The sequence below is a fragment of the Anabaenopsis tanganyikae CS-531 genome, assembly GCF_029891675.1.
GTDB lineage: Bacteria > Cyanobacteriota > Cyanobacteriia > Cyanobacteriales > Nostocaceae > Anabaenopsis > Anabaenopsis arnoldii.
On record NZ_JANQDF010000128.1, the window covers coordinates 14,176 to 30,092 of the forward strand.

General features: G+C 43.6%; 11 protein-coding genes and 1 pseudogene. 7 read left to right on the forward strand and 5 right to left on the reverse strand.

The annotated features are described in order from the left end of the window. Positions 1–161: 161 nt before the first annotated feature. From dnaB to ade, 3 genes are all read right to left on the reverse strand, one after another. On the reverse strand, positions 162–1,517 hold the full coding sequence (gene dnaB / locus NWP22_RS12675) for a replicative DNA helicase (protein WP_271733600.1): 1,356 nt from the start codon (positions 1,515–1,517) through the stop codon (positions 162–164). Between the two features lie 99 nt (positions 1,518–1,616). Beyond that, positions 1,617–2,075 (reverse strand): 50S ribosomal protein L9, encoded by a 459-nt coding sequence (rplI, locus tag NWP22_RS12680; protein WP_271733602.1) that lies wholly within the window; start codon positions 2,073–2,075, stop codon positions 1,617–1,619. Between the two features lie 196 nt (positions 2,076–2,271). Then, positions 2,272–3,903 carry an adenine deaminase gene (gene ade / locus NWP22_RS12685; RefSeq protein WP_271733603.1) on the reverse strand — a complete coding sequence of 544 codons (1,632 nt, stop codon included), beginning with the start codon at positions 3,901–3,903 and terminating at the stop codon, positions 2,272–2,274. 84 nt (positions 3,904–3,987) lie between these two features. Between ade and gloB the strand changes: the two genes are divergently transcribed. The 4 genes from gloB (at position 3,988) to NWP22_RS12705 (ending at position 10,105) form a co-directional block, all read left to right on the forward strand. Next, positions 3,988–4,761: a hydroxyacylglutathione hydrolase gene (gloB, locus tag NWP22_RS12690; protein WP_280801966.1), complete on the forward strand. Its 774-nt coding sequence runs from the start codon at positions 3,988–3,990 to the stop codon at positions 4,759–4,761. A 201-nt stretch (positions 4,762–4,962) separates the two neighbouring features. Continuing rightward, complete coding sequence (locus NWP22_RS12695) at positions 4,963–6,528, forward strand: efflux RND transporter periplasmic adaptor subunit (RefSeq protein WP_271733605.1); 1,566 nt, start codon at positions 4,963–4,965, stop codon at positions 6,526–6,528. 41 nt (positions 6,529–6,569) lie between these two features. Further along, entirely contained in the window at positions 6,570–9,728 is a 3,159-nt protein-coding gene (locus NWP22_RS12700) for an efflux RND transporter permease subunit (protein WP_280801967.1), read from the forward strand. Between the two features lie 101 nt (positions 9,729–9,829). Then, positions 9,830–10,105 carry a hypothetical protein gene (locus tag NWP22_RS12705; RefSeq protein WP_271733607.1) on the forward strand — a complete coding sequence of 92 codons (276 nt, stop codon included), beginning with the start codon at positions 9,830–9,832 and terminating at the stop codon, positions 10,103–10,105. Positions 10,106–10,154: 49 nt separating this feature from the next. On the opposite strand, the pseudogene NWP22_RS12710 reads toward NWP22_RS12705, so the two are convergent. Further along, a pseudogene (locus NWP22_RS12710) lies at positions 10,155–10,265 on the reverse strand (SAM-dependent methyltransferase); the annotation flags it as partial. 154 nt (positions 10,266–10,419) lie between these two features. On the opposite strand from NWP22_RS12710, the gene NWP22_RS12715 reads away from it, so the two are divergent. The 3 genes from NWP22_RS12715 (at position 10,420) to tatC (ending at position 15,020) form a co-directional block, all read left to right on the forward strand. Continuing rightward, the gene (locus tag NWP22_RS12715; RefSeq protein ID WP_271733608.1) at positions 10,420–11,688 is read left to right on the forward strand and encodes an FAD-dependent hydroxylase; all 1,269 of its coding nucleotides are present in this window, start codon (positions 10,420–10,422) and stop codon (positions 11,686–11,688) included. A 199-nt stretch (positions 11,689–11,887) separates the two neighbouring features. Further along, positions 11,888–14,110, forward strand: a complete 2,223-nt coding sequence (locus NWP22_RS12720; RefSeq protein ID WP_271733609.1) for a transglycosylase SLT domain-containing protein — start codon at positions 11,888–11,890, stop codon at positions 14,108–14,110. Between the two features lie 124 nt (positions 14,111–14,234). Next, a complete protein-coding gene (gene tatC / locus NWP22_RS12725) occupies positions 14,235–15,020 on the forward strand; it encodes a twin-arginine translocase subunit TatC (protein ID WP_271733610.1) in 786 nt (261 codons plus the stop codon). A gap of 12 nt (positions 15,021–15,032) precedes the next feature. Here the strand turns inward: tatC and plsY are convergent, their stop codons facing one another. Further along, positions 15,033–15,713 carry a glycerol-3-phosphate 1-O-acyltransferase PlsY gene (gene plsY, locus NWP22_RS12730; RefSeq protein ID WP_271733611.1) on the reverse strand — a complete coding sequence of 227 codons (681 nt, stop codon included), beginning with the start codon at positions 15,711–15,713 and terminating at the stop codon, positions 15,033–15,035. Positions 15,714–15,917 lie beyond the last annotated feature (204 nt).

The following is a 15,917-nucleotide window of genomic DNA, read 5'->3' on the forward strand; positions in this document are numbered from 1 at the left end:
GTGAGGTACTTTTAAGGGTTAATTAACCACAGAGGTACACAGATGGACACAGATAATTCGGGTTCCTCACTAGACCTGAAAACGCTATCAGGGAAGGGGATGGAAGTGTGGGAGCATTAAGCCTATTTCTTCTTTCCCCAATTCCCAATTAATTATTATTACTAATAATGACCTTGTTTCGCTAAATTTTTAAACTTTGTAAACTGCGGATCAAATAAAAGTTTTATGGTTCCCGTCGGACCGTTACGGTGTTTCGCGATGATGATTTCTGCAATTCCTCGATCTGGACTGTCGGGATTATAATAATCATCGCGGTATAACATGACAACTAAATCCGCGTCTTGCTCAATACTGCCGCTTTCTCTCAAATCTGACAACATGGGGCGCTTATTGGTACGCGCTTCTACACCACGACTCAACTGAGATAAGGCAATTACTGGTACAGATAATTCCCGGGCTAAACCTTTGAGAGAACGAGTAATTCGGGATAGTTCTTGCACGCGGTTATCACCTGCACCCTCCATTAATTGCAAATAATCTATGACAATTAATCCTAATTCTGTTCCTTGTTCTGCTTGCAGTCGTCTGGACTGACTACGCATTTGGGTGATGGTAATATTAGCTGTATCATCAATAAAAAGGGGTAGGTCTGAAAGTTTATCAATGGCACGGCTTAAAGGTTCCCATTGTGTTTGACTAATGCGTCCACTGCGCAGATAACCAGTTTCAATCCCCGCTTCACTAGCTAATAGTCTCTGTACTAGCTGTTCTTTGGACATTTCTAAGCTGAAAAAGGCAATTGGTAATTTATAACCAGCTGCAATGTTGTGAGCCAGATTCAAGCAAAATGCCGTTTTCCCCATTGATGGCCTACCGGCGATGATAATTAAATCAGAACGCTGAAAGCCAGTGGTCATGGAGTCTAAATCATAGAAACCACAAGGAATTCCCGGTAAGGCAATACCTTGGTGGCGAGTTTCAATATCTTGAAAGGTATTAATCAGAGTATCAGAAATGTGAGTTAGACCTAATTGGGGACGTTCTTGAGTAACACCAAAAACTTTTTGTTCTGCTTGGTCTAAAATTATCGGTAGTTCGCTTTCTGTCTCGTAACCAAGATGAACAATTTCGTTACCAGCTTTAATTAATTGCCGTCGCAGGTACTTTTCCATCACCAAACCGGCTAAGGCATCAATGTTAACAGCTGAGACTGTGCGGTCTACGAGAGTAGCTAATTTATTTCTCCCACCAATGCGGGCGAGGAGATCGTGATCGGCTAACCAACTGGTAACTGAGAGTAAATCTGTGGGTTTACCTTGAGCATGAAGGCGCAGCGCCGCTTGATAGATATCTTTGTGGGCGCTGATATAAAAGGCTATAGGTAAGAGGCGATCGCTTACTCGCCCAATGGCTTCTGGATCTAGTAAAATTCCCCCCAAAATCGCTTCTTCTGCTTCAATATTTTGGGGTGGTAGGCGATCGCTACCATTACCTTGAAAACTCAGTTCTTCAGACATAAGCCATTTAAGAAAAGTTGGGACTTCTTGTACAGACGCGATTATATGGCTGACGCACAGCGGTAGCTATCGCGTCTGTACTCCACACAACACCAAAATTTAACTGGCTACAACTTCAATATTGACCTGAGCGCTGACATCAGAATATAGCTTGACTTCGGCCTGGTAAGTCCCAAGATGGTTAATATCGGGAATAGAAATACCACGGCGATCAACTTCTTCACCGGTAGCTGTTTTGATCGCTTCTGCTACGTCTTGGGTAGTTACTGTCCCGAAAATCGCTTCGTTTTCACCCAGGGGTTTAGCAATTTGCAAGCTAGCAATTTTTTCTAAAGCTGCTTTTCGCTCTAAAGCTTGTTGACGCAGTTCTAATTGGCGTTGACGCTCTTTCTCCCGACGGCGTTCTACTTGTTTGAGAATACCAGGAGTGGCATGGGTTGCCAACTTTTGGGGAATGAGATAGTTACGAGCATAGCCGGGAGCTACATCTACTAAGTCGCCGGATTTTCCCAACTTGCTAATATCTTGATTTAAAACTAACTGTACACGTTTGGCCATCTTTTTTGTTTTTCTGTGTAAAATTTGATTAACTTGGGTTTTAGCGGCATCATCTGTTGATTAACCCCAGTAGCTTCGCTTATACCCTAAAGCTTACAGATCCTAGCGAATCATAGGGGTCGATCGCAACTATTTATTGATCAATTATCTCAATCAGGATTCACCCCCAGGCGCAAAGGCGCAAATGTCATATTTGCTATACCCACAGTGAGACAAATTCAAAGTTATTGCTGCTAAATAAGCCTTGGTCACTGAGTTTTAACTCAGGAATTACCAGCAGCGCCATAAAGCCCAGGGTCATGAAAGGTGCAGAAAGTTTGGAACCTAGATCTTTTGCCAAAGCATCCAGTTGTCCATACTCCTCGGCTACGGTGTAACCATCATCACCACTCATCAATCCAGCCACCGGTAGGGGAAGCGCTTTGACGGTTTTACCTTCAACAACAGCAATACCTCCTTGGGCTTGAATGACTGCATTCACTGCCCTAGAGATTTCCTCATCCGTTGTACCCACCGCTACTATATTATGAGAATCATGGGCAACACTGGAGGCGATCGCCCCTCGTTGTAGTCCAAAATTGTGGATCAGACCCATAGCAGGTGGTCTGTTTTGATAACGATTGACTACGGCGATCTTGAGGATGTCATTCTCTAAGTCTGCCACCACTTCACCATTCTCAATATTAGCCAATATATGCTTTTCCGTGGTTAGTAATTGTCCGTCCCACACCTCAATTACCCTCACCGTTGAACCTGCGGCAACAATTCGGAAATCACTTGCTTGTTTTGGCTTCGCAGTAAAATTATTTACAAATAATGCCGGGACATAGGGTAACAGTGCTTGACCTTCTTTCGCCACCAATACACCTTGGCAATAGGTACACTGCACTGTAAACTCCTCTAAATTATTCACTACTATGAAATCCGCAGGATCTGCAACTTGTAATAAACCCACATTGAGGTTGTAGTGTCTTACTGGGTTGACACAAGCAATTTGCAACACATTCATGACATCATGACCCAATATTAGGGAATGGCGCACCAGTTCATTAATGTGTCCCCTCACCAAATCATCAGGATGCAAATCATCACTACAAAACATACATTGGTCAGGGTGAGAATCAATTAAGCTGTGGAGGGCTAAATAGTTTTTAGCTGCTGAACCTTCACGAATCAGAATCTTCATCCCCACAGCGATTTTGTCTAAAGCTTCCTCTAGAGTTGAACACTCATGATCAGTTGTAATATTGGCATCAGCATACTTTTGTAAGTCTTGACCAGATAGTCCTGGCGCGTGTCCATCAATGGGATATCCTAATTTTTTAGCCAAATCAATCTTTGAGATTACCTCAGTGTTATTCCCTAGGACACCAGGGACATTCATCACTTCACTCAGATAAGAAATCCCAGGATGTTGGAATAATTGCTTGATTTCCATGGCGGTAAGGTTTGCACCTGCTGTTTCAAATGTCGTTGCGGGAACACAACTAGGTGCGCCGAATGCTATTTTAAATAGTGTTTGGGTGGCATTGGTGAGCATAAACTCCACACCGGCCATTCCTAAGACATTGGCTATTTCGTGAGGATCACAAACCGCTCCTACCGTACCATGCACCGTAGCTATACGGGCAAATTCTGTCGGCACTAGCATTGAGCTTTCGATATGGACATGGGCATCAATAAAACCTGGAAGTATGTATTGTTGGTAACTCTGTTTTGGTTCCTGTTCAATTGATTGAATACGCCCTTGAGCAATGGTAATTGTACCAGGAAATATGGTTTTGTGGATAACGTCTACAATCTGCCCAGAAATTTTAAAGGTTGACATCACCCACCTCCACCAGTTGCAGCTCGTGCCCGATATAGTTTTATCATAATCATACACCAGTATGATCGGTGGGAATAAGAGAAAATGCAGGTAATCCGTCTTAATGCACTGTCAGACAACTACATATTTTTGCTCCACGATGCTCAACAAAATCTTGCTGCTGTGGTTGACCCCGCAGTAGCTGAACCAGTATTAAAACAACTTGCAGAACTAAAGACCGAGTTAGTGGCAATTTTTAACACTCATCATCATCACGACCATGTGGGTGGAAATCAGGAGTTAATTAGACATTTCCCTGAGTTGACGGTGTATGGTGGTGCTGAGGATCAGGGGAGAATTCCCGGACAACAGGTATTTTTACAACCGGGAGATAGTGTGGAGTTTGGCGATCGCACCGCCACGGTTCTTTTTGTTCCTGGTCACACCCGCGCTCATATCGCTTACTATTTCCCCCCCACAAAACTGAGTGAACCTGGAGAGTTATTCTGTGGTGATACTTTGTTTGCAGGGGGTTGCGGTCGCTTATTTGAAGGTACACCGACCCAAATGGTCAACTCTTTGGCTCAACTACGCAATCTCCCAGACAATACTCGTGTGTGGTGTGCCCATGAGTACACTTTAAAAAATCTGGAGTTTGCTCTGACTGTAGATCCTGATAATAGCGTTTTACAAAAGCGCTACAAGGAAGTATACAACTTTCGTAGTCGCCAGGAGGCTACTGTTCCCTCATGGTTGGGGGTGGAAAAGCTGACCAATCCCTTTTTAGGTTGGGACAAACCCTCATTACAGTTAGCTGTCAAGAGTAGCGACCCAGTACAAACTTTCGCTCGTTTACGAGGAATGAAAGATAGATTCTAAGCCAAAAAAATGCTATTTTCCCTCTTAATATGTTTAATTAACATATATCTACACAGTTGTTAGCTATAGCTATTAAATCGTTCTATTTCCTAGAAAATATCTTCTCATTTGTGTATAATGCAAGCATTCGCTTACATAAAGCTACATTCTTATTTGTTGACTTGAGTCTTAACAGCAATTAATAGATATGAGAATATAACAATGGCGAACTCTGAATTTCCTGAGTCTCCAGTTTCCAGAGAAACTGAAAAGTCTGCGGTTAACAATTACAGTCACATTGAACAGCAACAACAAACATTGAAACCAAGGAAAAAGCGGCCCTGGTACTTAATCTGGCTGCTGATTCTCCTAATTGCAGGGGGTGGCTTGGGTTGGCGGTGGTGGCAAAATAGCTTTGCAGGTCGGGTAGATAGAGGCGGAGTACGGGCTGGCCAACCCATGGGAATTCCTGTAAAGTTAGCTACAGTAGAAACTACAACCATACAAGAAAGTTCAGTAATTGGCGGCTTTTTGGCATCTCCAGGCTCAGTAGCAATTAAGCCAGAGATTGACGGGCGCATTAGTGAAATTCTATTTAAAGAAGGCGATCGCGTGCAACAAGGGAAAGTAATTATTCGCCTGCAAAATAACGATACCCAAGCCCGCTTACGACAAGCAAAAGCAACATTAGACCGCACCCAAGCTCGACTAGCAGAACTCACAGCAGGTACACGTCCCGAAGAAATTGCCCAAGCCAAGGCTAGATTAGCTCAAGCCGAAGCTCGCCTACAAAATGCTAAAGGTGGAGCGCGTCCACAAGAAATTGCCCAGGCTGAAGCTCAAATTGAGGTAGCTAAAGCTGATTTGGAATTAGCACAATCAAGAGCTAGGCGATACCAAAAATTAAAGGAAGACGGAGCTGTTTCCCAAGACCAATTAGAAGGATTTCTCAGAGAACAAAGAAGCGCCGAGGCTAGACTCGAAGAAGCTCAAAGACGACTCGAACAACTTCGCAAAAGCAGAAGCGCTGATATTAATGAACTAGCTGCATCTGTAGAACTAGAAAAGCAAAATCTCAAACAACTACAGAACGGCCCCCGTGCTGAAGAAATTGCTCAAGCCCGTTCTCAAGTTATGGAAGCCGCAGCCCAAGTTCAGGTAGCCGAAGTGCAAAAGCAGTACACAAATATTGTCGCTCCTCTGACTGGTATTCTCGGTGATATCCCCGTGAAGGTGGGAGATTTTGTCAAGGAGGGAGACGAACTCACCACACTGAATAAAAATGACACTTTGGAATTAAATTTATCTGTGCCTTTCCATCAAGGTGAAAGGTTGCGGCGGGGATTACCCGTAAAAATACTAGATGCTGAAGGCAAACCAGCTAGAACAGGCAAGGTAAGTTTTATTTCACCGAATATCCAGGCAAATACTCAGAACATCTTAGCTAAAGCCACCTTTGTCAATAACACCAAGCTAATACTCAACCGCCTGAACGTCCAAGCCCAAGTTATCTGGGATGAACGTCCCGGAATCTTAATTCCCGCTGAAGCAATATCTCGGATGGGTGGACAGACTTTTGTATTTGTAGCTCAAGAGCCGAGAGAATCCCAACCGGGAATGCCGAACCTAGTAGCCCAACAAAAACCCGTGAAGTTGGGAGCTATTCAAGGAAACGATTATCACGTTATTGAGGGACTCGAAACCGGGGATAAAATTGTTGTTTCTGGTATTCTCAATCTCACTAATGGTGTGCCTATCATGCCTTTACCTGAAAAGATGCCTCAGTAAAAGCGCCGAGACACCACAATTCCTCATTCCCTCATTTTCTTATGTTTATTGATTTCTTTATCAAAAGACCCGTATTTAGCACAGTTTGTGCATTAATTGTGCTGTTGTTGGGGTTGATTAGTATTCCCACACTTCCCATTGCTCGTTTCCCGGATATTGCTCCCACTCAAATCAACGTCACCGCCAACTATAGCGGAGCTAGTGCTGAGGACGTAGAAAGCGGTGTGACAAATATCTTAGAAAGGCAAATCAACGGTATTCAAGGTATCCGCTACATTACTTCTAGTAGTAGTAACGATGGCTCTAGTACGATTACAGCCACCTTCGACTCATCCCGCAATCCAGATATTGCAGCTGTGGACGTGCAAAATCGGGTATCTATAGCCGGTCCACAACTCCCAGAAGCTGTACAGCGAACAGGCGTGAGGGTGACAAAGCAATCTAACAATATTATCTTAGCTATTGGTCTATTTGCTGAGAATAACCAGTATGACAATATATTTTTAAGTAACTATGCCGACCTTTATTTAGCAGATGTCTTAAAAAGGGTTAAAGGTGTTGGTAATGTCGTCATCTTTGGTGAACGTCGTTATGCAATGCGTCTATGGTTGGATCCCAATCGCCTGGCTAGTCGGCGGCTGACAACTGAGGATGTAGTTAATACCCTGAGGGAACAAAATTTGCAGGTGAGCGCCGGGAGAATTGGTCAAGAACCGGCTCCAGAAGGGCAAAGATATCAAATTGATGTCCGTGCTGCCAGTAGACTCACAGAACCGGAAGAATTTGCCGAAATTATCCTGAAAACTAACGATGATGGCACGTTAATTAAGCTGAAAGATGTCGGTAGGGTAGAACTGGGTGCGGAAAATTACAATACCTTTTTGCGATATCGCGCTAAAGATGCTGTAGGCTTGGGGATTTACCAGCTTCCTGGGAGTAATGCTTTAGATGTCGCCCGGGGGGTTAGGGAAGAAATGGCGCGACTGGCTCCCAATTTTCCGCAGGGAATACAGTATCAGGTGGCCTTTGACACTACACGCTTTGTGGAAGAGTCCATGTCAGAGGTGATCAAGACTCTAATTACAGCAGTAGTACTAGTTGTGATTGTAATTTTTGTCTTTTTGCAGGACTGGCGCACGACTTTAATTCCCGCTCTCACAGTTCCCCTATCTTTAATTGGGACGTTTATTTTTGCTCGGATTTTTGACTTTTCTATTAATAGTTTGACTTTGTTTGGTCTGACTTTAGCATCGGGGATGGTGGTAGATGATGCCATTGTGGTGGTTGAGCAAATCAGCCGTTTTATCCAGGATAAGGGAATGAGTCCTCGCCAGGCGGCCAGTGAATCTATGGCTGAATTGTTTGGTGCAGTGATTGCTACATCCTTGGTGCTGATGGCTGTGTTTGTTCCCGTGGCATTTTTTCCGGGAACCACGGGCGCACTGTATCGCCAATTTGCCCTGACCATCGCCTTTTCCATTGTGATTTCTACTTTTCTGGCTTTGACTCTCACACCCTCTTTGTGTGCCTTACTCCTACGCCAACGACAACAACCTATGGAACCAACTGCCACGCTATCGCTATCAGGCTGGCTGGGTTGGGTATTTTACCAGATTAATCAGTTTATTGACTTGGTAAGAACACTATATCAGCGATCGCTTCACCTGATAGTCCGCTGGAAAAATATGATCATCGGACTATTCATCGTTTCTTTGGGAATGACTGCTTGGCTTTATACTACAGTACCTACAGCTTTTCTCCCAGAAGAAGACGAAGGTTTTTTTATTACACTAGTCCAAGGACCACAAGGAGTTTCACTGCAATATACTAGTGATGTGATTGCCCAGGTAGAAAAAGAAATCCTGCAAATTCCCGAAGTCGTGGGAACCTTCGCAGTGGGTGGCTTTGGTTTCAGTGGTAGTACTGTTAATAATGGTATTATATTTACTACCCTTCAACCTTGGGCAGAACGCAGCAGACCTGACCAATCAGTACAGGCCATACTCGGTAAATTACGAGGGAAACTATTCGCCATCCCAGAAGCCAGAGTCTTTCCCGTAAATCCCCCACCGATTCAGGGGTTAGGTAACTTTGGCGGATTCCAACTTCAACTGCAAGACCGTAGAGGTGGTAGTGACCTACAAGGTTTAGTCCAATCCATGGGTCAACTGCTAGGCCGCGCCAACCAAACACCAGGATTACAAGCCGTATTCACTACTTTTGCGGCGCAAACACCCCAATTACTGGTAGAAGTAGATCGGAATCGAGCCAAAGCCCTGCAAGTTTCCATAGATGACATCTTTGGGACTCTGCAAACTGCTTTGGGTTCTCAATATGTTAATGATTTCAACCTCCAACAGCGTAATTATCGCGTATATGTCCAGGCAGATAAACAGTTTCGCTCTAACCCCCAGGATATTGAGCAACTAGTTGTGCGTTCTCAAACTAATCAAATGATTCCCTTGAGAAACTTAATTAAAACTACTTCGGTTGTGGGAGCGCAAGTAATTAATCACTATAATCTATTTCGCTCCATTGAAATCAATGGTTCTGCGTCCCCTGGATTTAGTTCTGGAAGCGCCATTCAGACCATGGAACAGTTAGCAGCAGAAGTATTACCACCCGGTTTTGGTTATGAGTGGTCAGGAACTGCATTGGAAGAAATAGAATCTGGCGGTTTAGCACCCATTATTTTTGGGTTAGGAATTGTCTTTGTCTTTTTAGTTTTGGCTGCTCAGTATGAGAACTACATAGACCCCCTAATTATCCTCTTAGCGGTTCCTTTAGCAATTTTTGGCGCACTTGTGGCTCAATCAATGCGGGGTTTTCCTAATGATATTTATTGTCAAATCGGTCTAGTCATGCTGATTGGTTTGGCGAGTAAAAACGCGATTTTAATCGTAGAATTTGCCAACCAATTACGGAATGAAGGGCTTTCTATTACTAAGGCCGCAGTAGAAGCTGCACAGGAACGTTTACGCCCGATTTTAATGACAGCATTTTCCACACTTCTGGGTATTTTCCCCTTAACCATTGCTACCGGTGCGGGTGCAGGAAGTCGTCAGTCCTTGGGAACTGCAGTATTTGGCGGGATGTTAATCGCTACTTTTTTAAGTTTGTTTGTGGTGCCAGTTTTGTATATTGTGATTAAAACCGCATCAGAAAGTTTATTCAAACCGAATCGGTCTGGTGTAAATTAACATCATCAAGACCTAAACAGCACATTGCATTCTGTGATGAGGTAAACTAGTATCGGGACAAATGCCTCCACTACAACGATTTTATTTTCCCTGAGAAACTAATGGAGATATTTCAAGTTATCCAAGAAACCATTACAAAACCACCTATTCCCCATGAACCACAGAAGCAATCATTGAAGGCTTGGGCTATGTATTGCTTGAGGGACAAAGGATTTACAGTAGTTTACGCCCAAAATGCCGACTTTGCCATTGAACGCAAGGGACAGGGAAAGCTGTATTTTAAAGTTACCAATAATCCAGAAGATGTGGATAATTCTTGTAGTTGGATAGTTTGGGATAGTGTGGCCAAAAGCGTTAGCCTGATGCCACTCCGGTAATTAAAGGTTTTGATTGAGGACTTAAGTCCTCAATAAGTCTGTATAGATATTATACCCGCTTTTCAAATATCATTAAGTGTTGCTGAGGTAACAAGTTTTTGGTTTCTCGCCAAACTAAACCCACAGCTTCCATTTCTTGGCGGACTTGCTTTGGAGTTACAGTCAAGATTATCTGTGTACCCTAGACGAATATCCTGGGTGGGGTAGCGCACCATCTATCATCTATATCTATGGTTAATTAATCCGGCCATATTTGCACGGATTTGTCTGTTTGCGTAAAAATAATAATTAGGATGCCTTAATTAATCTTAACAATGGTGATCACACAGCTACATCAAAAAATTTCTCCTCAACAAACACCGCCAGATCATCAGGGATATGACTATGATCTGGTCATTGTCGGCGGTGGAATTATTGGTTTAACCTTAGCCGCAGCTTTAAAGGACTCTGGCTTAAGTATTCTGCTAATTGAGGCCAAAGTTGCATCAGCAGCAGTGGCGAAGGGACAAGCTTATGCAGTTCATATGCTTTCGGCGCTCATTTACCAAGGAATTGGTGTTTGGGAAAAAATATCGCCTCAAATCGCAAAATATTGCCAAGTTCGCCTTTCTGATGCCGATTATCCCGATGTTGTGGAATTTATCACCGATGATTTAGGTACATCAGAATTGGGTTATGTGGCGGAACACCAAGCTTTGTTAGAGCCTTTACAGGAATTTGTCCACAATTGTCAGAATGTGACTTATCTATGTCCCGCTGAGGTGGTCAAGACAGAATATCAGCAGGAGATTGTGGCTATAGATGTCAAAATTGCTGACCAAATTCAGACAGTCCGCGGTAAATTAATTGTCGCTGCTGATGGTTCGCGATCGCGTATCCGGGAAGCTGCGGGAATTAAAACTTCTGGCTGGAAATATTGGCAGTCCTGTATTGTAGCATTTGTTAAACCAGAGAAACCCCACAATAACACTGCCTACGAACGATTTTGGCCTAGTGGACCGTTTGCTATTTTACCACTACCTGGTAACCGTTGCCGTATTGTCTGGACAGCCCCCCACGCAGAAGCAGAGGCTTTGTGTGCTTTAGATGACCAGGAGTTTTTGGCAGAACTCACCCGCCGCTATGGTAATCAAATGGGTAAGCTAGAATTACTGGGCGATCGCTTTATTTTTCGAGTACAACTGATGCAAAGCGATCGCTATGTTCTCCCCAGATTAGCCTTAATTGGTGATGCCGCACACAATTGTCATCCCGTCGGCGGACAAGGTTTAAACTTGGGGATTCGAGATGCGGCGGCTTTAGCCCAAGTGTTACAAACAGCACATAAAGCAGGTAAAGATATTGGTAACCTCCAAGTCCTCAAAGGCTATGAACGCTGGCGCAAACCAGAAAACCTGACAATTCTAGCTTTCACGGATCTATTAGATAGGATGTTTTCTCATAACTTTTTACCACTAGTAGTAATTCGTCGCCTAGGTTTGTGGATGATGCAGCGCATACCCATCTTCAAAGTATTTGCCCTCAAATTGATGATTGGTTTGAAAGGGCAAACCCCAGCACTAGCTAACGCACCAGACAGATAACTCGTGTTTTGGCTCTTGGGAAAAACATACCAGACGCGATAGCTATCGCGTCTCCCTCCCCGGCAAAACACCACCATAATATGAAGATATTTTAGGATTATTTAGGATGATTTGTAATATTTATGATTGACAAATAACACCCCAGTGCCAGCAATGCTAAAGTTGCAAAAACTTAAACCATAGTCTTGGGGGAGTATCCATGGGAAATCAACTACAAAAAAAACAGATTTCTTTGATTGCTGGTGCAGTCTTATTTGCCTTCTCAGCAGGTGCAATCCTATCTACCCCTAACATCAGAACATTCTGGGGGGAATGGTTCAACTCAGCCATAAATCAGTCTGAACAAATTTCTACAGCTAGCCAAGTCAAATCAGATGTATTTCCATTAGTATCACAGTCTCCACAAGAACGAGCAGAAAAACTAGAAGCGATCGCCAATAGTTCCATTTCACCAGACCGAGAACGGGCCCGTTATCTGTTAGCCAGTGATTTAATTAATATTAGGGAAGCAGAAAAGGCCTTAAGTCTTCTAGAAGGACTAGAAAAAACTTACCCCAGTCTGGGCGCGTATATTTTACTCAAACAAGCCCAAGCACAGGACATACTCGGTGAGAGTCGTCAAGCCTCCAATCTACGACAAAGAGTGCTGCGAGATTATCCCCAAGCAGCCGCAACAGCCAGAGCGCTGTATATGATCGCCCTACCAGAACATCATGATCGGGCGATCGCAGAGTTTCCCTCACATCCCCTCACCTGGGAAATTATTTATAAACGCTTAAGAGAAAATCCCCAACAGCCAAATTTACGGTTAATTTTAGCACAACACGCCTTTCACCAACCGGGAATAGTAGGTGTGTTAGATGAGCTAGTAAAACAACCAGATATCAAACCCGATAGCGATAACGTAGCAGTTGCTTCCATAGATTGGGAGATTGTCGGTACAGCTTACTGGGAAAATAATCAATTTGAACGAGCTGGTGATGCCTATGTTAAAGCACCCCAGACAGCCCGCAACCTTTACCGCGCTGCGCGAGGTTTACAGATAGGAGGTAAACAACCCGAAAAGGCATTGGCGATTTATAATCAACTAGTAGAAAAATTTCCCGATGCTAGGGAAACCGGACTAGCCCTATTGCGTTTAGCTGAATTGGCTAAAAACCGTAAAGATGCTTTGCCCTATCTTGACCGAATAATTGCTAATTTTCCTCAACAAGCTAGTATAGCAGTAGTAGAAAAAGCCAAAATTTACCAGGGACTAAATGATCAAAAGTCGGCTCAACAGGCGTGGGAATTGCTATTAAGTGAATACGGTAGTTCTAATCAAGCCGCAGAGTATCGCTGGAACAAAGCCAAAGAGAAAGCCAACGCCAAAGATTACTTAGGGGCTTGGCAATGGGCACAACCAATTGTGACTGAGAACCCTAATAGTATTTTAGCTCCCAGAGCAGGCTTTTGGGTGGGCAAATGGGCTACCAGACTAGGGCAACAAAAGGAAGCTAAAGCAGCTTATGAGTATGTGTTGAGTCAATTTCCTCACTCTTACTATGCTTGGCGTTCAGCTGTAACCCTGGGGCTGAATGTGGGTAATTTTGACAACATCAGGGAATTGCAGCCGGAAGTAGTTCTACAGCAACGACCTGTACCCCCCGCCGGTTCAGAAACTTTCAAAGAACTGTATTTACTGGGTGAAGATCGTGATGCTTGGTTCCAATGGGAAACAGAATTTACCAATAAACTACAGCCCACGGTAGCAGAACAGTTTACTGAGGGATTAATGCGCCTGGTGAGAGGGCAAAATCTGGCAGGAATTAACTTGATTTCTCGACTCGAAGACAGGGAAACACCAGAGGAACAAGCGGAGTATCAGGCTTTGAGCCAGCAGGTAAGTTATTGGCAAGCCCGTTATCCTTTTCTCTATCGCCAGGAAATTAAAAAATGGTCGGCTCAACGAGAGTTAAATCCCCTCCTGGTAATTGGTTTGATGCGTCAGGAATCAATGTTTGAGCCAAAAATTAGATCTGTGGTCGGTGCTACTGGTTTAATGCAGATCATGCCGACTACAGGTGAATGGATTGCTCCCCAAATTCAGTTGGATAGTATAACAATTAACTTAGAGGACCCCAACGAAAATATTAATCTGGGAACATGGTATTTAGACTATACCCATCGGCGGTATAATAATAACTCCATGTTAGCGATCGCGAGTTATAATGCTGGTCCAGGTAACGTCGCCAAATGGCTACAGACTATCGGCAAAGATGATCCAGATGAGTTTGTGGAAGATATTCCTTTTAATGAGACTAAAAATTACGTGCGCCAAGTATTTGGTAACTATTGGAATTATCTGAGACTTTATAACCCCGAAATTTCCGCCAAGGTAGCAAGATATTCACAGATACACCCCAAATTGCCCCAGAGGTAATTCAAAAAGAAAAGATAAAATCCTGATAGCCTAGTCTGGCGTAAGTCATTGTTGGGAAAAACATAGTTTTGTCACTGCTTCGCCGGATACAATAGTTAAGAAATGTTGCCTATTGAGATGACTAATGACACCCTCACAAGATGTAACTACTCCTGATATCCAACAAGAGGAATACGGCAACTCAGAACCGGATGCTCTCAATGAGTTGCCTGATGAAGTGGAAATGTCCCTTTTCGACCACCTAGAAGAGCTACGACAACGGATTTTTTATTCTTTAATTGGTGTTGCAGTTGGTGTTGTTGGCTGCTTCATCGCCGTGAAACCCATTGTTAAGTTACTGGAAGTCCCCGCCCAAGGGGTCAAGTTTCTCCAACTGGCTCCGGGGGAATATTTCTTTGTTTCCATCAAAGTAGCGGGTTACAGTGGGTTAGTACTTTCTAGCCCCTTCATTCTTTACCAAATTATCCAGTTTGTTCTTCCGGGACTAACTCGGCGGGAACGCCGCTTACTCGGACCGGTGGTTTTAGGTTCTAGTGTGCTGTTTGTCACGGGTTTAGTATTCGCTTATTTACTATTAATTCCCGCAGCTTTGAATTTTTTCATTAGCTACGGCGAAGATGTGGTAGATCAACTATGGTCTATTGACAAATACTTTGAATTTGTGCTGTTACTATTATTTAGTACTGGTTTAGCATTTCAAATTCCCATTATTCAATTATTACTAGGTAATTTGGGAATTGTCTCCTCTCAAAAGATGATTTCTGGCTGGCGATTTGTAATTATGGGAGCAGTTGTTCTCGGTGCTGTTCTCACCCCTTCCACTGACCCCCTGACCCAAAGTCTCTTAGCAGGAGCAGTTTTAGGACTCTACTTTGGTGGTATTGGTCTAGTGAAGCTGACAGGTAAGTGATTAATTAGATAGCTAGCTATCAGTAGTTGTTTCTGTTGCTAGCTTTTGCCCGATTTTTGGCTCTATACCTGCAAGTAGTCGCTGAATGTTAGCACGATGGCGGAAAATTACGTAAATTCCCCCAGCAATACCAAACAGGATATAGGGTAGCGGTTGATGTAGAGTTAACATCAAAATCGGCACAGCGATCGCACCGGCAATGGAACTTAATGATACAATTCTGGATATAGCTATAAACACAGCAAACACTGCGGCTGTAGCTAATCCTACTTGCCAATTCATCGCTAATAAAATTCCTAAGCTGGTAGCTACAGACTTACCGCCAGAGAAGCCGAGAAAAATTGATTTACTGTGTCCCAGGATAGCTAATAACCCCACTAAAGTAATCATCCAAGATTGCCAAAGTTGGATATTTACCGTTGAGGGGAGAAGATTTTGAGTAGGAGCAAAGGAAAATAACCAGTAAACAACTGCGATCGCTAAAACTCCCTTGAAGCAATCAATTACTAAAACCAGAGCGCCCGGGCCTTTCCCTAAAGTGCGCAATACATTAGTTGCGCCGGTTGAACCCGAACCAACTTCGCGAATATCAATACCCTGTAAGAGCTTTCCCGCAATGTAGCCAGTGGGAAAAGAACCCAACAGATAAGCTACCACCAAAGCCACGCCACACAAACTGAACCAAATAGCCATAATTAAATCACAAAACACCATAAAAATTCAAGGTTTGCAGTGAGGACAAAAGTCCTCCGTTGCCATCTGCTATAGTCGGAAGGCTCCCGATACTTTTTTGCTAACATTCACTAACAAATACACTCTTTAAGAGAGGGCGTATCAACCAATGCACGTAGGAAAATCCCCCGCGCACCATTTATGTCCCGGCTCATTACCCGCCCG